This is a genomic window from Labrys sp. E2SS-1L (assembly GCF_057073705.1).
In genome coordinates this window covers 742192-759650 of the sequence record NZ_CP172713.1, presented here as the reverse complement: position 1 = coordinate 759650, position 17459 = coordinate 742192, and the positions used below count along the sequence as shown (strand labels likewise).

Sequence of the window (17459 nt, the reverse complement as noted above, 5' to 3'; positions counted from 1 at the left end):
ATGGGAGACCGCCTCATGCGCCTGGACGGCAAACGCATCCTGATCACGGCTGCCGGGCAAGGCATCGGCCGCGCTTCGGCCCTGGCCTGTGCAGCCGAGGGAGCCCGTGTCATCGCTACCGATCTCAACGACGAGGCGCTGGCAGCCCTCGCTGCGGCGGATGGCCGTATCGAAACGCGCCGGCTCGACGTGCTCGATCCCGCCGCCATCGCCGAATTGGGCCGGTCCCTGCCCGGCCTCGATGGGCTCTTCAATTGTGCCGGCTTCGTCCACAATGGCAGCATCTTCGAATGCAGCGACGAAGATTGGGACTTCAGCTTCGATCTCAACGTCAAGAGCATGTTCCGCCTGATCAAGGCCCTGCTGCCGGGCCTCCTGTATCGCGCGGGTGAAACGGGATCGAGTGCTGTCCTGAACATGGCCTCGATGGCATCCTCGGTGAAAGGCTTCCCGAACCGCCTGGCCTATGGCGCTTCGAAGGCTGCCGTCATCGGCCTGACCAAGGCCCTGGCCGCCGACCATGTCCGCCAGGGCCTTCGCTGCAACGCCATCTGCCCCGGCACGGTCGACACGCCTTCGCTGCGCGGGCGCATTGCCGCTGCAGCCGATCCGGTACAGGCCGAGAAGGACTTCATCGCCCGCCAGCCGATGGGCCGGCTCGCCAGTGTCGACGACATCGCCCCGATGGTGGTCTTCCTGCTCTCGGACGAATCCCGTTTCGTCACCGGCCAGACCGTCCTGGTGGATGGCGGCGTGACGATCTGAACAGAATAGAAGACAGTCGAGAGCTGCAATAGCGACCACAATCCGAGCGGAGGACACGCAATGACCGAGATCGTCGACATCGAAGTGCTCGACCTACGCTTTCCGACCTCCCAGCAGCTCGATGGATCGGATGCGATGAATCCCGATCCCGACTATTCGGCCGCCTATGTCATCCTGAAGACGGACCGGCCCGGTCTCGAAGGGCATGGGCTGACCTTTACCATCGGCCGTGGCAACGAGATCTGCTGCGCCGCGATCAAGGCCATGCGCCACCTCGTCGTCGGACTTTCCCTGGAGGAGGTCCAGGCCGATCTCGGTGCCTTCTGGCGCCACGTCACCTCGGACAGCCAGCTGCGCTGGATCGGCCCGGACAAGGGCGCCATTCACCTAGCCACGGGCGCGGTGGTCAATGCGGTCTGGGACCTGCTGGCCAAGATGGCCGGCAAGCCGGTCTGGCGCCTGGTTGCCGACATGTCGCCCGAGGAGTTCGTGCGCGCCATCGATTTTCGCTACCTGACCGACTGTATCACCCCGGACGAGGCTCTCGCCTTGCTGCGCGAGAAGGAAGCTGGAAAGGCCGAGCGCATCGCCGTCCTCGAGCGCGAAGGCTATCCCTGCTACACCACCTCGGCCGGCTGGCTCGGCTATGACGACGACAAGCTGCGTCGCCTGTGCCAGGAAGCCGTCGATGCCGGCTTCAACCATGTCAAGCTCAAGGTCGGCCGCGACATCGAACACGATATCCGCCGCCTGCGCATCGCCCGCGAGGTGATCGGTCCCGATCGCCAGCTGATGATCGACGCCAACCAGGTCTGGGAAGTCGACCAGGCGATCGACAGCGTGCGGAAGCTCGCCTTTGCCAAGCCCTGGTTCATCGAGGAGCCCACCAGCCCGGACGATGTCGAGGGCCACCGCAAGATCCGCGAAGGCGTCGCACCGGTCAAGGTCGCCACCGGCGAGATGTGCCAGAACCGCGTCCTGTTCAAGCAATTCATCATGCGCTGTGCCATCGACGTGGTGCAGATCGATGCCTGCCGCCTGGGCGGGGTCAACGAGATCCTGGCGATCCTGCTGATGGCCGCCAAGTACGATCTCCCCGTTTGTCCCCACGCCGGCGGCGTCGGCCTGTGCGAATATGTCCAGCACCTGTCGATGATCGATTTCGTCTGCGTATCGGGCACGCGCGAAGGCCGGGTGATCGAATATGTCGACCATCTGCATGAGCACTTCAAGGTGCCTTGCGTGGTCCGCGATGCCGCCTATATGCCTCCCCTCGCCCCGGGCTTTTCGATCGAGATGAAGCCGACATCCCTGCAGGACTATCGCTTTGCGGGCTGACGAAGCGGTCGAACGGCACCGGTTGGCTTCACGGGTCCATTGGGCCAGGAGCGCGGCCGTCCATCGATATCCTCAAGTCGGTGACGGGCTACCCACGCTGCGTGCCGTGCTCTCGCGCGCGACCAATTCATAGCCCAGATCGACCAGCCGCGGTTCGACATGCTTTCCATCGATCCTGTCAATCAGCATCCGCATGGCCTTTCTTCCCATCTGTTCGCGATGGGTCCGGACACTGGTGAGGCCGGGATTTGCAACTGCCATGATCTCGAGGTCGTTGAAACCGCAAATGCCGAATTGCTGGGGAACGGCAATGCGACGGCGCTGAGCCTCGAAGAGCACGCCAACCGCAAGGTCGTCATTGTTGCAGAACACAGCGTCGGCGTCGGGCGCGCGCGCCAGCAAGTCGGACATCAACTCGCAGCCCAGCGACACGGTGGAGGCTCGGGGCGTTGTGACGACGAGTTTTTCATCGAGCAGGCCGGCTTCGTCCAGCGCCTGGACGAAGCCTTGGAGACGCCTCTGAGTCCGCGGGTCCATGCGCGCGCCCAGAAAAGCGATGCGCCGATAGCCGCGCTCGACCAGATGCCTTGTGGCGGCGAAGGCGGCACGATGGTGCGAGAAGCCGACCATCATATCGACGGGATCGGGACCGACCTCCATGATCTGGACGATCGGGCATTCGGCCTGCAGGAGCTGGGCCCGGGCCGCCTCCGATTGATCGATACCGGCCACGACGAGGCCCGCTGGGCGCTGGCTGAGGAACACCCGCAGCAGCTTCTCCTCTTCGATCAGGGAATAGCGCGTGTTGCCCAACTGCACCCGAAAGGCGGTGGCCTCCGCCTCGGCATAGATCCCGCGCATCACATCCGCGAACACGTTGTTGGTCACCGACGGAATGAGCACGCCGATGACATTCGTTCGGGCCGAGGCCAGCGCACTTGCCGCCGGATCAGGCACATATCCAAGATCGTCGACGATCTGCTGGATGCGTTGCCTGAGCTCGTGCGAGACCGATTGCGGGTTGCGCAGAGCACGCGACACCGTGATAGCGCTAACTTCCGCAGCCTCGGCAATCTCGACCAATGTTATACGTTTCTTGCCCGGGCGTTTCTTGGGTTTTTTCATCTTGAAGCTCTGGTGGCGTTTCCCAGCAGAAAGATAGAACTTGCAAAATGATTGCGCAATCAATAAGAGTTCGGCCAAAGTTGGACGGGAGGAAAATGTGGCAAGGCCGGCATATAAGCTGGTTGTAGGCCTCTTCGGTGCCGGTCAGCAATTTGCGCGCGCCGTGAAGCGTGATCGCCTTTCAACACTCGTCTAGACATCCCCGCCCCTCTTCATCAGGGAGGCCGGTGGATCGTGCTTGATTTCATCTCCAGGACCTGGGTCCTGCTCGCGGCTCGCCGCCTAGGCGAACCGCCCTCGGAATGAATTGCGGCCACTCAGAAAGGTCGTGACGGACGCCACGAACAAACGCTCACGGGAGGAGGACCCCGATCATGCACACGACAGCCGCCAGCACGCCCGCGCGGGCCGGCAATCAGAAGGCCCCTTCCGGCGCCTCCCGCACCCGCTACATCATCCTGACGCTGTGTTTCGTCGGCCTGGTCATCAACTATCTCGACCGGGCCAATATGAGCGTCGCACTGCCCTATATCGACGCGGATCTCGGCCTCAATCTCACCAATACCCAGAAGGGGCTGATCCTCGGCGCCTTCTTCTGGGCCTATGACGGCATGATGCTGATCGCCGGCTGGTTCACCGACAAGGTGGGCTCGCGTCGGGCTTTCACCATCGCGGCGATCTGGTGGTCGATCTTCACGGCGCTCACCCCCCTCGCCCGCAGCTTCTGGGGCTTCTTCGCCTTCCGCTTCGCCTTGGGCGCCGGCGAGGCGCCGGCCTATCCGGCGGCGACCAAAGCAGCCTCACGCTGGTTTCCGGTGGGCGAGCGCGCCTTCTCCACCGCCGTGATCGATTCCGGCTCGCGGGTCGGCACGGTGCTCTCATTGCCCATCGTCACCAGCCTGCTCGTCGTCGCGACCTGGCACTATTCCTTCATCATACTCGGCGTGGTCGGCGTCGTCTGGGCGCTCGTCTGGTATTGGTATTATCGCGATCCCGTCGATCATCCCGGCGCCAACGACCTCGAGCGCCAATATATTGCCGACAATGGCGGACGCACCGAGGCCAATGACGACAGCGAAGCGACGAAGATCCGCTGGTCGCAACTGTTCGGCTACCGCACGGTCTGGGGCATGATGCTGGGCTTCTTCTGCCTCAACTTCGTGATCTATTTCTTCCTGACCTGGTTCCCCGACTATCTGAAGAATGCCCGCGGCCTCAACCTGAAGGAACTCGGTACTCTCGGCATGCTGCCCGGCCTTGCCGCGGTGGTCACGGCCTGGATTGCCGGCGCCTATGCCGACCGCCTGATCCGTCATGGCGCCGACGTCACCAAGGTGCGCAAGGTGGTGATGGTCGGCGGCCTGCTGGGCGGGGCTGCCATCCTGCCCGCTGCGTTCGCCTCCTCCATCTATCTGGCCCTGTTCTTCCTGGCGATTTCCTATTCCAGCCTGGCGATAGCCGCGACAGGGATCTGGTCCCTGCCCGCCGACGTGGCGCCCAGTTCGCGCCATGTTGCCTCGATCGGCGGCATCCAGAACTTCGCCTCCAACATTGCCGGCATCATCAGCCCCTTCATGTTCGGCTTCCTGCTCGACATGTTCCACGGCGACTACACGCCGGCTTTTGCCCTGGCCGCGGGCTTTGCCGTTCTGGGCGCCTTTTCCTATGCCTTCATCGTCGGCAAGGCCGAACCGCTCCCCCTGCCCGCCGGCACCGAGCACTGACCGGCGAACTATTCGGCAATTGACGTCAGGCAGCCGCCGTACATCTTCGGATCGTGCGGCGGTTTCTTTTTGCCGTTTCATCACTGCCAGATTGCCAGAAGGCTTCCGGTCGACTACGCACGTCATCGACAAGCGTTGGGGCGCCGAGGTTCGATTTTGCCTAAGTAAATACCGGTCTCTTCCTTTCCATCCCATCCGTTGGGCGGCCAGCCGGCAGCCCAACGGATGATCATGTTCACTGGGTGGTGGTCTGAGACCGGTCTGGCTTGTCCGACTGTGCCATGCGCACAGGCCGCTGCCCCAGCTCTTTCCCCAGCGAACATCGCCATGCCGTGCCCGTAACGGGCCTCTCCGATCGCCGTCCCGGTGGACTTCCTCACGGAAGACCGAGACGATATGTGCAATCTTCTCAAGGTCCGCTGGACCATCACACCTCAAATCCCTCCGCGACCCCTGCTCATTTGCGCCGGATGCGGTGTCATCAGGCCCTTTCAATGCAGCGGCAAGGCAAGGCTCAACGCCAATGGCCGCCGGCTCGATGCCTGGCTCATCTACAAATGCCCGGTTTGCGACAAGAGTTGGAACAGGCCGCTGTTCGAACGCCGGTCGGTGCGGGACATCCCGCCGGCAATGCTCGCCGCCCTGCAGACGAACGACCCGATCTGGATCCGTTGCCAGGCCTTCGATCTCGCAGCCTTGCGGTCGCATGCCTTCCATATCGAGGAATGCGACAAGATCGATATCGTCAGGCAGGTGCTCGATCGGCCGGATGTCTGGTCCATCCTGCATGTCGAACTCGTCGTCGACCTGCCGGCGGGGATCCGCCTGGATCGCCTCCTGGCACGCGAACTCGGCCTGTCGCGATCAAGGCTGCAATCGCTTCAACGCCGGGAGCGGCTGCGCCTGGGGTCCGGCCGCTCCGACGCCTTGCGCAAGCGCGTGTCGGACGGCACCAGCATCGTGCTCGACCTTGCAGGGGAGCCGAACCGTCAGATGATCGGCGACGCGGCCTCGGGACGTTCAAGGCCGTAAATAGCTGCTGCTTTCAGGGACAGCAGAGCCCCGTCTGCAGGAAGCTCGAACGAGATTCCCGCGCCGGTGTCTTGCGGCGCGGGATACCGGGCTCGTCAGATCGGCCGCGCCTGCGTCTTGCCGGCCGGCAGATCACTGCTCACCTCTTCGGCGACACCGTCGAAGAGCCGGCCGATGCGCCGGCGCTCGGCCTCGTCCTGCGGCAAGGCGTAGGACAGGGCGACATAGACCAGCGTGTTGACGATCAGGCCGACCACGCCCGAGGTCATCCCCGCCAGGGCCGGAATGGAGACGGGATAGAGGAACTGCAGCACCACCGCCACCGCAAAGCCGGCGATCATGCCGCTGGCGGCACCCGCGGCATTGCCCCGCCGCCAGAAGATGCCCAGATAGAGCGCCGGCGCCAGTTGCACGATGCCCTGATAGGAGGCCAGCGCCAGCGTAAGCAGCCCCGCGGTGACATTGGCGGTCGCCACCGCCCCGGCCACCGCCAGCAGGGTGGCGATGACGATGGTGATACGCGCGGTGCGGGTGTTGGTGGCCTCGTCCGCGCCGCCGACATGGATGATGTCCTGGGCGGTATGAGTACCGACGGCCGCCGTGATGGCATTCACATTGCCGACCGTGGCGGCGAACACGGCCACGCCCGCCAGCGCCAGCACGAACGGCCCGCCATGCCCGGCCGTCAGGAACCAGACATTGTCCGGCGCTTTCGCTACCTCCGGCAGCTGGGAGGCCAGCATGCTCATGGTCAGCATGATGGCGAGGAACACGAACATGAACGGCGCCGCCTTGAGGGCGGAATTGCGGACCGCCTGGGCGCTCCTGGCCGTGAACAACCGCACGAAGATATCGGGCCAGCACCACGAGCCCATCGCACCGGTGAACACCAGCGAGAAATAGTAGAGCGGGCCGAGTTCGCTGTTCAGGCCCGGCAGGCTGGCAAAGCTCTCCGGCAATCCGGCAAAGCCCAGGCCCTGCGACATCAGCCAGACGATCAGGCCGAGCGCCACCAGCCCGCCGACGCCATAGGCGAAGATACCCTGGATCATGTCCGAGATCACGATGCCGCGCATGCCGAGCCGCACCGTCCAGATCTGCCGGATAGCCAGCACGGCGATGCCGACGAAGACCGCCGTCGTCGGCGTAACTGCCCCGAAGGACAGATAGGAGAAGACCAGGCCGAGCGACTGGAAGGCGAGTACCAGCCAGGGAAAGGCCGAGACCACGCCGATCACGGCGGCGATCACCCGCACGCTGGTGGAATTGTAGCGCATGCCGACGAAATCGGCCTGGGTGCGCAGGTTGAAGGCTTTGCCCCAGTCGAACACGCGCTGCGCCATCAGGAACATGAACAGCACAGCCAGCAGCGAATAGGAGATCACGTAATAGCCGATTACCCCGGCTGAGGCGGAAAGCCCCGCGAAGGCGATGAAGATCGTCCCCGGCAGCCAGGTGTTGAGAAAGGCCATGGTCTGGAACCACGAACCGAACGAGCGCCCCGCCACCGCATAGTCGGTAAAGTCCCGGCCCTGCTGGCGGGTACGCTCCAGCACGGCGACGACACCGATGAAGAACAGGGCCAGCAGCCCGTAACCGATGAGGAAATCCATCGTCCTATTCCTCTTCCCGGTCCGGGCTCGCCCGGTGCAGATAGGTCAGGCTGACGACCAGGAACAGGCCACTGCCCATGAAGAAGAACATCGCCATGCCGAGATTGCCGCGCGCCATCGCCAGATGGATCGGCGGAAACAGCATGATGATCAGGTTGAGCCACAGCAACAGGCGGCGGACCCGGCTAAAGTCAGTCGCTTGCCTCTCCATTTCGTCCTCCCATCTCGACATTCTCCTCTGGGGTGGGAAGCGCCTCGCGAAAGCCCTGGTCAGGGCCTCCGACCGGCGCCGTTCTTCTTGTCTTTATCGTGCAGGATGCTCCGGCCAGCGCGTCACAGCCCGCAAGCCTGCACCACTGCATCGACCAAGGCCCTTTGATGTGGCTGCAGAGTCTGTCCGGGCAGGTCCCTCCAGAAGGTCTGGTAAGGATCTTCGACCCCGGTCTCGACGCCGCTGAGCGTTTCCACCACGGCCAGGCCACAGAAGGGCACGTAGAAGGGTGAGTAGCCGCCCTCATGGCTGATCACCAGCCGGCCCCCGCAGATCGAAGCGGCGAGATCCATCAGGCGGCGGGTCATGAGGCGATAGGAGCCGGAAACCAGCATCATGCGGCCGAGCGGATCGGCATTGGATGAATCGAAGCCGCTCGCCACCAGGATGACATCGGGTTTGAAGCGGGCGATCGCCGGCAGCACCACCCGGTCGAAGGCATCGAGATAAGCCCCCTCGCCCGAGCCGGCCGGCAGGGGAATGTTGATTGCCGCCCCCTTCCCGGCACCGACGCCGCGATCGGCGACCTTGCCGGTATCGGGCGGGAAATTGCCGTCCTGGTGCAGCGAAATGGTGAGGATGTCGGGATCGGCCTCGAAACAGGCCTCGGTGCCATTGCCGTGATGCACGTCCCAGTCGACCACCGCCACGCGCTCGATGCCGAGCTTGGCCCGCGCATGGGCGATCGCCACCGCGACATTGGCGAACATGCAAAACCCCATGCCCTTCTCCGGGCGGGCATGGTGGCCCGGCGGGCGCACCAGCGCATAGGCATTGGCGACCTCGCCCTCAACCACGGCCCGCAGGGCGCTGATGGTGCCGCCGGCGGCCAGGCAGGCCAGGTCCACGCCGGCAAAACCGAAGGGCGAGACGCCGTCGCCCATATCGCCGCCGCGAATATCGGCACTGAGCGCCTTCATCCTGTCGAGATGCTCGCTGGTGTGGATGCGCAGGATGTCCTCGTCGCTCGCCTTGGTGATCTCGATGCGCTTCAGCGCCTTCGCGATGCCGGAAACCTCCACCAGCGACGCGAAGCGAGCCTTGGATTCCGGCGACTCGACATGCTGCAGGGGCTGGATGAATTCGCCCTTCAGGAAGCCGGCCGCCGTGCCGGTGTCGTGCCAGCCGAAACGCTCATGCCACACCCATCCCGTGGTCATCACAATTCTCCCTCGTCTGCAGGTTTTCAGGCAGGCTAGAGCATGCAGACGAGGCGGGAATGGTGCAGATGCACTATGGGCGCGGGGGAGCAACCTTGTGACGAGCTTCGTCCACGGCTACTATCATCGAAAATACATAATCCTCCATCCGGGGCCAGTGCATGTGACCTCCAAACTGTCCATGTTCTCGCAATTCGTGGTCGATCTTCACCGGGCCGGCCGTCGCGCCGACAAGGATGCCGATCTCGACCTGGCCGCGCATGCCCTCGAGCTTTTGCGCCCCCTGCTCGGTTTCGACTGCGCCTGGTATGGCTGGGCTCGCTTCCTCAACGATCGCACCACCGTGCCGGCCTCCTCCACGCTCGGCCTTCCCGAGGGCTTTGCCCCGTTCTGGTCGACCATGGCCAGCCAGGACCTGGTCGCCACCGCCTTGCGCCGGGATCGTGGCCGCGTCTGCATCTATGATCGCGGACAACCCCGGCAGACCGACGAGATGGCCGAATTGTCGGAGCGCTACGGCATCCGCAAATGGGCCTCCGCCATGCATAACCGGCCGGGGGCTGCCACCACCTTCTTCGTCTCGGTCTACCGCACCCGCTGCCACGATCCGCATTGGGACGGGGAAGACCTGCAGCTCCTGCAATGCGCGGTCGACCACCTGTTCCTGGCCCTGCAGGCTACCTTCGAGCGGCGCAGTGCGGATGGACCAGGTGAACGGGCGACGCTGGTGGTCGACGAGGCCGGCTTCGCCCATCTCGGCCTGGATCAGGCCCAAAACTTCCTCAGGACCATCTGGCCCGGCTGGAGCGGCGATCGCCTGCCCCGGCCGCTGCGCCAGGTCGCGCTGCATCCCGGCATCCATCTGTTCGAGCGCGAGGGGGTGGCGGTGAACTGCCGCCGGGATAGCGAAGCAGGCCGGCAGTCGAGCCTCATAAGGCTGGAACTTTCGTTGCTGTCGAGGCTCGATCGCCTTTCCCCGCGCGAACGTGAAGTGGCGCAGTTGCTCGCCGGCGGAGCAACCCACAAGCAGGCGGCGCAGATGCTGGGCAGCGCGCCGGCCACCATCCGCAACCAGACCCAGGCCATCTATGACAAGCTCGGCGTTCGCTCGCGCGCGCAGCTTGCCAGCGCAGTGCTGCGCTGAGCGCAGGCATGATGTGCGATAGAGGCTATTACTGCCGGTGATGGGTGGACCCCGCGACCTGTTTTCAAGCGAACCGACGCCTCCTCATGTCTGGACCATATGGTCTAAAACCCGATTCGACAGACAAGAGGTATAATCAAACCCGGCCTGTCCAAGCGACGGCGGCCTGCCTGCGGCCAGCCCGTTCTAAGAAGAGTATCAGCAGCACCATCAACCGATCTGACGAAATGGCACTTTCTCTTTGCTTACCAAGAAGATGAGAAGGATTCTGTCGTTACGATTCCTCTTTCAGGCGAAGCGCCTGAAGGATATCCTAGTTGCGTCGGGCTTTTTGGTACGCCATGTATCGGCGTAGTTGCATCTCGACATTCGGAGGTATCGTAATACACCCTCCGAGGGGGCGCCTGGAATGTCTTTGCACATTCTTGGTGGGAGAGGGGAAAAAAATGCCGGTTTTGCCGGAACCCATGACTGTGGCGGATCTCATTGATCTGCTGCGAGAACAGGACCCGAAGGCGTTGGTAACCATCGGCAATCCAAATACCGGGCCCGATTGCGCCGGCGCCCTGTTCAACGGTTTTGTCCGGCCTCAGGGCAAGTCCTTCCGGCATATGCCATGGAGCCAGGTTCAACATGAAGGCTATCTGCCGGCGGTCGTACTGGAACGCTTCGTACGACGCAAATGAGCTTGGCTCCGCGCCCTGGTGACCATGGCGTGCCGGCGCCTCTCCGTTGCATCGAGGCTTTTTTTCTTGCCCTGGCCGCACTCCGCGCCTACCTAAAGGGCCATGTATGAGGAAAGAAACAGCCGGGACAGCCTCGGCAATTCGCCCTCGGCTGGTGAGACGGTCTTTGCATCAGCCCTATCTGAGCCCGATAAATGGGCGATTTTCCTGGATATTGATGGCACGCTGATCGATCTTGCCGCGACGCCGCTGTCGATCTTCGTGCCGCCGACTCTACCGGATGACCTCGCGGCCCTGTCACGGCATCTGGGTGGCGCCATGGCGCTGGTCACCGGCCGTAACATCGTGCTCGCCGACGAATTGTTTGCTCCCCATCTTTTCCCCATTGCCGGGCTGCATGGCGCCGAACGGCGCGATGCGTCCGGCGTGGTGGACAGCCTCTCCGTCCCTGCATCTTTCGAGCAGCTCAAGCGCGACATTGCCGACGAGGCCGGCGCGTGGCCTGGCGTCGTGTTCGAGGACAAGGGCGCGGCGGTGGGGGTGCATTACCGCCTTGCGGCCGACCGCAAGGACGATGTCGAGGCCTTGATGTCGCGTTTCGCGCCTGTTGCTCCCGGCTGGACGCTGCAGCACGGCAAGATGGTGGTCGAACTGCGCCCCGCGCGTGCCAGCAAAGGCAAGGCGCTGGAAGCCTTCCTGCAGGAAGCGCCGTTCAAAGGCAGGATGCCCCTGGCGATCGGTGACGATCTCACCGACGAGGCGATGTTCGAAACCGTCAACAGCCTCGGCGGCCAGTCGATCCGTGTCGGATCGGCGGGGACCCAAACAGGTGCTCGCGCGTTGATATCATCGCCAGCAGCTCTGCGGACCCTGATCGCCCGCACTGCAGCCTAATTCAATTCAATCATCAATATTCGAAAGTTCCCATGGGTCGACTTGTCGTTATTTCCAATCGAGTTCCCGTCCCCACGCGCAACGGCGATGCTCCCGCCGGCGGCCTGGCGGTTGCCCTCAATGCCGCCTTGCAGGAGCGTGGCGGCATCTGGTTCGGATGGTCCGGAAAATCCAGCCCTGGCGCGGAGCCCCCTCCCCCCCGATTCCAGCAGCAGGGCAATATCTCTTATGTGCTGACCGACCTGACCGAGACCGATGTCGAGGAATATTATCACGGCTTCGCCAACCGGGTGCTCTGGCCGATCTGCCACTATCGCCTCGATCTCGCCGAATATGGCCGCAAGGAAATGGCGGGATATTTTCGCGTCAACCGCCTGTTCGCCCATCGCCTGGCACCCTTGATCCAGCCGGACGACATCTTATGGGTCCATGACTATCACCTGATCCCCCTCGCCTTCGAACTGCGGCAGATGGGCATCAAGAACACCATCGGCTTCTTCCTGCATATTCCCTGGCCACCCTCCGATGTGATCGCCGCCATGCCCATGCACGAGGAGATCATTCGAGGCCTCTCCCACTACGATCTCATCGGCTTCCAGACCGACTACGATCTCGACAATTTCGCAGGCTATCTCGCTCGCGAAGGCATCGCCAGGAACCTGGGGGACGGCCGTTTCGAATATCATGGCCTGCATTTCAAGGCTGCCGTGCATGGCATCGGCATCGAAACCAAGTCGTTCGCCCAGATGGCGCAGGTCGCGATCGGCAACAGTGCCGTCCGCAAGGCGCGCCAGAGCGTGGAAAGCCGCGATCTCATCATCGGCGTCGACAGGCTCGACTATTCCAAGGGCCTGACCCAGCGCATCGATGCCTTCGAGCGCTTCCTGAGGGCTTATCCGGGTTACCACAACAAGGTCACCTATCTGCAGATCACACCGAAATCTCGTTCCGAGGTACCGGAATACGAGACGATGCAGAAAATGGTGGCTGAGGAGGCCGGCCGTGTGAACGGTGCCATGGGCACGCTGGATTGGGTTCCCATCCGCTATGTCAATCGCTCAGTCGGACGCCACATCCTGGCCGGACTCTACCGGATTGCCAGGGTCGGGCTGGTCACGCCGCTACGCGACGGTATGAACCTGGTTGCCAAGGAGTTCATCGCCGCCCAGGATCCCGATAATCCGGGCGTCCTCGTTTTGTCGCGCTTTGCCGGCGCCGCGCGTGAACTGAAAGGCGCGGTGCTCGTCAATCCCTACGATACCGAGGGAACGGCCAATGCGATTGCCCGTGCCTTGAGCATGTCGCTGCAGGAGCGACGCGAGCGCTGGCAGAACATGATGAATTTCCTGCTCGAGCATGACGTCTCGCACTGGTGCGACGCTTTCCTCAAGGATCTGACTCAGGACAAAGAGATGCAGGCGGCCCCGATCGTGACCAAGGCCAGTGCCTGACTGCGCCCTGATACCGGAATCTCCCAGGAAATATAGGATTTCCACATAGGGCACTGAGATCAGGCTATGATCTTGGCCAGAAGGGTCGAGGGAGCAATGACACTCCCTCCCCTGCCCGACAAAAGCAATTTTCTGCCCAGCAACCTCGGCACTCGTGCGGGGGCGGCATGCTGCCTTGTGCGACCAGCACGCTGGACCATTCCAAACTGGAATGGCCTCTTGCCCAATCGTCGATATCGGGGCCCGAAAGAAAGCGATAGGGCTAGCCCTCGGGCCGCAGCGAATGACATTGCCTGTGTCGGCCACCGCATCTCTTGGCGAGACCTACCGTGCTGAATGATCCGCGCTCCCACGGCCTCTGGGAAAAGACCGCTCCCCGCGCCCCGCAAACCGAACCGCTCCGCCGATCCCTTACCGCTGATGTCGCCGTCATCGGCGGTGGCTATACGGGGCTGTCGGCCGCCCTGCATCTGGCGCAGGCCGGTGCATGCGTGCATCTGCTGGAGGCCGTCGAGATCGGTTTTGGTGGCTCCGGCCGCAATGTCGGCCTGATCAATGCCGGCATGTGGGTCATGCCGCAGGATCTGCCCGGGGAACTGGGCCCTGTCTATGGCGAGCGCCTTTTGCAGATGCTCGGCGACGCGCCGGCTGTGGTCAAGGACCTGATCGCCCGTCACGATATCGCCTGCGAACTCAGGACGAACGGCACGCTGCACTGCGCCGTCGGGCGCAAGGGGCTGCAGGAAATCGAAGAACGTACCCGTCAGTGGCGCAAGCGGGGGGCTCCGGTCGAGCTTCTCGACGCCGGGGAAACCGCAAGGCGGGTTGGCACGCAGGCCTATGCCGGCGCCCTTCTCGACAGAAGAGCCGGCACGCTACAGCCCTTGGCTTATGCAAGGGGCCTTGCCGATGCGGTGCTGCGCCAGGGCGGCCACATTCACACGGGCAGCCCTGTTATCGAGGTCGAGCATCGCGACGCCCGTTGGGTGGTAACCACCCCGCAGGGGCAGGTGACGGCGGCCTGGATCGTGGTGGGGACCGACGCCTATGGTCAGGGACCCTGGGAAAAGGTGCGCAACGAGCAGGTGCATCTGCCCTATTTCAATCTGGCCACCGCTCCCCTCGCGCCGGAACTGCGCAAGCAGATCCTGCCGGGTGGCGAGGGCGTCTGGGACACCCGCACCGTGCTCTCGTCTTTCCGCATGGATCAGTCCGGGCGACTGGTCTTCGGCAGCGTGGGCGCGCTGAGCAAAACCGGCGCCGCCATCCACAAGAACTGGGCGAAGCGCGCCTTGCGGAAATTGTTCCCGGGCCTCGCGCATGTGGAATTCGAGCATGAATGGTTCGGCAAGATCGGCATGACCGGCAATGCCCTGCCCCGCTTCCACAGCTACGGACCGCAAGCTATCGGTTTTTCCGGCTATAATGGCCGCGGCATTGCCCCGGGCACCGTTTTCGGCCGGGCGTTGGCGGATCATATCCTCGGCACGATAAGCGAAGCCGAGTTGCCGCTGGCAAGAACCGACCTCATGCCGGCCGCCTTCCGGTCCTTGAAGGAAACCGGCTATGAAGTGGGCGCCCAGTTTGCCCACATGGTTGACAGGCGCCTCTAATTTCATGAATGATATATAAATCAGATAGTTATATATATTTTTTAAGTTAATATACTGAAACTGATCGCCAAGACGATTGTCTATTCGCCTTCGGGCGAGGCCTGTGTACGGAGCCATTGCCGAAAGGCCAGCAGGGGCGGATGCATGGCACGGTCGGCGGGCCAGACCAGATAATAGGCTTCCGCACTCACCATCGGCAGATCGAGGGCTCGGACCAGCCGGCCCGTCTCGAGCTCCTCGAGGATGAGGAATTCGGGCAGCAGGGCGACCCCGAGCCCTGCGATCGCAGCCTGGGCGGCCGTGGCAAATTGGTCGAACAGCATGCCCCGCACCGATTGGGCCGGCGCACCATGCAGGGCGAACCAGCGCTCCCAGGCATCGGGCCTGGTGGTCAGATGCAACAGCGAGGCATTGCGGAGATCGGCGGCGGACTGGAATCCGTGCTGATCGCGCAAGGCCGGGCTGCAGGCGGGGACCACGGTCTCGGAGCGGATCTTTTCCATTTCGCCGCCGGGCCAGTCCGAACCACCGAAATGGATGGCGGCATCGACCGGGTCCTGGCGGAAATCGAAATAGGACAGGCGCGTCACCAGATTGATGGTGATGCCGGGGTTGTGCGACAGGAATTGCGGCAGCCTCGGTGCCAGCCAGCGCGTGCCGAAGGTCGGCAGGATCGCCAGGGTGAGCGTTCCCCCCAGCGGATTGGCCCGAAGCATCAGCGAGGCGGTGCCGATCTTGCGGAGGGCATCGCGGATTTCACGCGCATAGGCTTCCCCGCCGGGCGTGACGCTGATGGTCTGCTTTTCGCGGTGGAACAGTTCGACCTCGAGTTGCTCCTCGAGAAGCTTGATCTGACGGCTGACGGCGCTTTGTGTCAGGTTGAGTTCCCTGGCTGCGGCTGTCACGCTGCCTGTGCGCGCCGCCGCCTCGAAGGCACAGAGCAGGGAAATCGAAGGCAGAAAACGGCGTGGCCCTTGCATCGCCTCACCCGCGAACAGGCATGAGCCGTCCCGGAGGCCGGGCTATCGATGGGCACTTCCGCCAGCAACGTCGTTTCATTGGGCTCCCGCTTGGCTCGCAACCACGCTCATTCCCGTTCGGTATGAACTGTTGAAATAACATTGGTATCCAACCTGTGTCTACCGGCGCATGAAGCTCGATAACATGACGATTGCGAATGAGATCGTCACCCAATCGAGACGCAACGGGAGCCCGGGACATGGCCAACCAGACCTTCTTGCATCCGGACGAGATCCGGACCCTGTTCTCGACGGCCATGTCGAGGATGTATCGTAGCGAGGTGCCGCAATATGGCACGCTCATGGAGTTGGTCGCCGACGTCAACGAGGCCACCCTCGCCGAGGACGGCGCGTTGCGGGAGACCTTGACGCGCCATGACGAACTCGCCCGCCTGAGCGTCGAGCGTCATGGCGCCATCCGCCTTGGTACAGCCAAGGAACTGTTCGACATTCGCCGCGTCTTCGCCGTGATGGGCATGTTTCCCGTTGGCTATTACGATCTTTCGGTCGCCGGCGTTCCCGTCCACTCCACCGCCTTCCGCCCGATCGACGATGCCAGCCTGCGCCGCAACCCCTTCCGCGTCTTCACCTCGCTGCTCCGGCTTGAGCTGATCGAGGACGAGGCGTTGCGCGCCGAGGCGGCCCGCATCCTGGCGGGGCGGCGCATCTTCACGGTGCGCGCGCTGGAACTGGCCGCCCGCTTCGAAATGCTGGGCGGCCTGACGCCGGACGAAGCGCAGGAGTTCGTCGCCGAAGCGCTCGAGACCTTCCGCTGGCACGCCAAGGCCACGGTCTCGCTCGGCACCTATGAGAAGCTGCACGATGCCCATCGCCTGATCGCCGACGTCGTCAGCTTCAAGGGCCCGCATATAAACCACCTGACGCCGCGCACCCTCGATATCGACGCCGTGCAGGCCGGCATGCCCGCCCGCGGCATCACGCCCAAGGCCGTCATCGAAGGCCCGCCCCGGCGCAACTGCGCCATTCTGCTGCGCCAGACCAGTTTCAAGGCACTGGAGGAGTCGATCGAGTTCCGGACCGAGAACGGTGATGACCGTGACGGCACGCACACCGCCCGTTTCGGCGAGATCGAGCAGCGTGGCATCGCGCTCACCGCCAAAGGGCGCCGGCTCTACGACACGCTGCTCGCCGGCGTACGGGCCGAAGCCCGGGTCGGCCAGGGCGGCGCTGGCGCCGGCGACTATCAGGCGGAACTGTCCGAGCGCTTCGCCGCCTTCCCCGACGAGTGGGCGGAACTGCGCGCTCAGGGCCTTGCCTTCTTCCGTTATTCAACGACCGAGCACGGCCTCGCCGCTCGGCAGCGCAAGCGGCTTCCCGCAAGCGTCGACGAACTGGTCCAGGCCGGCTTCCTGCGCTTCGACCCAATCGTCTACGAGGACTTTCTGCCTGTCAGTGCCGCCGGCATCTTCCAATCGAACCTCGGCACCGACGAGCAGCAGAATTATGGCGAACGCTCCAACCGCATCGAGTTCGAACGCGCCCTTGGCGCCCCCGTCCAGGACGAACTCGCCCTCTATGCCGCCACCGAAAAGCGATCGCTGGATCTGGCCCTCGCACAGCTCGGCGATCCCCATTTGACGATGATGGCCATCGCGTAGGGATC

15 protein-coding genes are annotated in these 17459 nt (G+C 63.5%); 10 read left to right on the top strand and 5 right to left on the bottom strand.

Annotated elements, in window-relative coordinates; all coding sequences use genetic code 11:
- The first annotated feature begins 15 nt into the window (after nt 1–15).
- Both ACIGJE_RS29135 and ACIGJE_RS29130 read left to right on the top strand, forming a co-directional pair.
- Entirely contained in the window at nt 16–765 is a 750-nt protein-coding gene (locus ACIGJE_RS29135) for an SDR family oxidoreductase (RefSeq protein ID WP_415083620.1), read from the top strand.
- Between the two features lie 60 nt (nt 766–825).
- Nucleotides 826–2103, top strand: a complete 1278-nt coding sequence (locus ACIGJE_RS29130) for an L-fuconate dehydratase (protein ID WP_415083618.1) — start codon at nt 826–828, stop codon at nt 2101–2103.
- Nucleotides 2104–2175: 72 nt separating this feature from the next.
- Here the strand turns inward: ACIGJE_RS29130 and gntR are convergent, their stop codons facing one another.
- Nucleotides 2176–3228 (bottom strand): HTH-type transcriptional regulator GntR, encoded by a 1053-nt coding sequence (gntR, locus tag ACIGJE_RS29125; protein ID WP_415083616.1) that lies wholly within the window; start codon nt 3226–3228, stop codon nt 2176–2178.
- A 374-nt stretch (nt 3229–3602) separates the two neighbouring features.
- On the opposite strand from gntR, the gene ACIGJE_RS29120 reads away from it, so the two are divergent.
- Nucleotides 3603–4952 carry an MFS transporter gene (locus tag ACIGJE_RS29120; protein WP_415083614.1) on the top strand — a complete coding sequence of 450 codons (1350 nt, stop codon included), beginning with the start codon at nt 3603–3605 and terminating at the stop codon, nt 4950–4952.
- 396 nt (nt 4953–5348) lie between these two features.
- Nucleotides 5349–5984: a DUF1062 domain-containing protein gene (locus ACIGJE_RS29115; protein ID WP_415083612.1), complete on the top strand. Its 636-nt coding sequence runs from the start codon at nt 5349–5351 to the stop codon at nt 5982–5984.
- Nucleotides 5985–6079: 95 nt separating this feature from the next.
- Here ACIGJE_RS29115 and ACIGJE_RS29110 read toward each other — a convergent pair whose 3' ends face one another.
- The 3 genes from ACIGJE_RS29110 to ACIGJE_RS29100 form a co-directional block, all read right to left on the bottom strand.
- Entirely contained in the window at nt 6080–7597 is a 1518-nt protein-coding gene (locus ACIGJE_RS29110) for a sodium:solute symporter family protein (RefSeq protein ID WP_415083610.1), read from the bottom strand.
- Nucleotides 7598–7601: 4 nt separating this feature from the next.
- Nucleotides 7602–7808 carry a hypothetical protein gene (locus ACIGJE_RS29105; protein ID WP_415083608.1) on the bottom strand — a complete coding sequence of 69 codons (207 nt, stop codon included), beginning with the start codon at nt 7806–7808 and terminating at the stop codon, nt 7602–7604.
- Nucleotides 7809–7930: 122 nt separating this feature from the next.
- Nucleotides 7931–9028 (bottom strand): class II histone deacetylase, encoded by a 1098-nt coding sequence (locus tag ACIGJE_RS29100; RefSeq protein WP_415083606.1) that lies wholly within the window; start codon nt 9026–9028, stop codon nt 7931–7933.
- 163 nt (nt 9029–9191) lie between these two features.
- Between ACIGJE_RS29100 and ACIGJE_RS29095 the strand changes: the two genes are divergently transcribed.
- From ACIGJE_RS29095 to ACIGJE_RS29075, 5 genes are all read left to right on the top strand, one after another.
- Nucleotides 9192–10172 carry a helix-turn-helix transcriptional regulator gene (locus ACIGJE_RS29095; protein ID WP_415083604.1) on the top strand — a complete coding sequence of 327 codons (981 nt, stop codon included), beginning with the start codon at nt 9192–9194 and terminating at the stop codon, nt 10170–10172.
- Nucleotides 10173–10618: 446 nt separating this feature from the next.
- Nucleotides 10619–10858: a hypothetical protein gene (locus tag ACIGJE_RS29090; RefSeq protein ID WP_311941238.1), complete on the top strand. Its 240-nt coding sequence runs from the start codon at nt 10619–10621 to the stop codon at nt 10856–10858.
- Between the two features lie 102 nt (nt 10859–10960).
- Nucleotides 10961–11752: a trehalose-phosphatase gene (gene otsB / locus ACIGJE_RS29085; RefSeq protein ID WP_311941235.1), complete on the top strand. Its 792-nt coding sequence runs from the start codon at nt 10961–10963 to the stop codon at nt 11750–11752.
- 32 nt (nt 11753–11784) lie between these two features.
- Complete coding sequence (gene otsA / locus ACIGJE_RS29080) at nt 11785–13203, top strand: alpha,alpha-trehalose-phosphate synthase (UDP-forming) (RefSeq protein WP_311941232.1); 1419 nt, start codon at nt 11785–11787, stop codon at nt 13201–13203.
- Nucleotides 13204–13532: 329 nt separating this feature from the next.
- The gene (locus tag ACIGJE_RS29075) at nt 13533–14816 is read left to right on the top strand and encodes an NAD(P)/FAD-dependent oxidoreductase (RefSeq protein ID WP_415083601.1); all 1284 of its coding nucleotides are present in this window, start codon (nt 13533–13535) and stop codon (nt 14814–14816) included.
- 80 nt (nt 14817–14896) lie between these two features.
- On the opposite strand, the gene ACIGJE_RS29070 is transcribed toward ACIGJE_RS29075, so the two are convergent.
- Nucleotides 14897–15796 (bottom strand): LysR family transcriptional regulator, encoded by a 900-nt coding sequence (locus ACIGJE_RS29070; protein ID WP_311941225.1) that lies wholly within the window; start codon nt 15794–15796, stop codon nt 14897–14899.
- A 239-nt stretch (nt 15797–16035) separates the two neighbouring features.
- Here ACIGJE_RS29070 and hglS point away from each other — a divergent pair, with 239 nt between their 5' ends.
- A complete protein-coding gene (hglS, locus tag ACIGJE_RS29065) occupies nt 16036–17454 on the top strand; it encodes a 2-oxoadipate dioxygenase/decarboxylase HglS (protein WP_311941222.1) in 1419 nt (472 codons plus the stop codon).
- Nucleotides 17455–17459: the final 5 nt, after the last annotated feature.

Coding starts and splice junctions, on each gene's coding strand:
- ACIGJE_RS29135 (WP_415083620.1), top strand. CDS start 16: ATGCGCCTGGACGGCAAACGCATCCTGATCACGGCTGCCGGGCAAGGC.
- ACIGJE_RS29130 (WP_415083618.1), top strand. CDS start 826: ATGACCGAGATCGTCGACATCGAAGTGCTCGACCTACGCTTTCCGACC.
- gntR (WP_415083616.1), bottom strand. CDS start 3,228: ATGAAAAAACCCAAGAAACGCCCGGGCAAGAAACGTATAACATTGGTC.
- ACIGJE_RS29120 (WP_415083614.1), top strand. CDS start 3,603: ATGCACACGACAGCCGCCAGCACGCCCGCGCGGGCCGGCAATCAGAAG.
- ACIGJE_RS29115 (WP_415083612.1), top strand. CDS start 5,349: ATGTGCAATCTTCTCAAGGTCCGCTGGACCATCACACCTCAAATCCCT.
- ACIGJE_RS29110 (WP_415083610.1), bottom strand. CDS start 7,597: ATGGATTTCCTCATCGGTTACGGGCTGCTGGCCCTGTTCTTCATCGGT.
- ACIGJE_RS29105 (WP_415083608.1), bottom strand. CDS start 7,808: ATGGAGAGGCAAGCGACTGACTTTAGCCGGGTCCGCCGCCTGTTGCTG.
- ACIGJE_RS29100 (WP_415083606.1), bottom strand. CDS start 9,028: ATGACCACGGGATGGGTGTGGCATGAGCGTTTCGGCTGGCACGACACC.
- ACIGJE_RS29090 (WP_311941238.1), top strand. CDS start 10,619: ATGCCGGTTTTGCCGGAACCCATGACTGTGGCGGATCTCATTGATCTG.
- otsB (WP_311941235.1), top strand. CDS start 10,961: ATGTATGAGGAAAGAAACAGCCGGGACAGCCTCGGCAATTCGCCCTCG.
- otsA (WP_311941232.1), top strand. CDS start 11,785: ATGGGTCGACTTGTCGTTATTTCCAATCGAGTTCCCGTCCCCACGCGC.
- ACIGJE_RS29070 (WP_311941225.1), bottom strand. CDS start 15,796: ATGCAAGGGCCACGCCGTTTTCTGCCTTCGATTTCCCTGCTCTGTGCC.
- hglS (WP_311941222.1), top strand. CDS start 16,036: ATGGCCAACCAGACCTTCTTGCATCCGGACGAGATCCGGACCCTGTTC.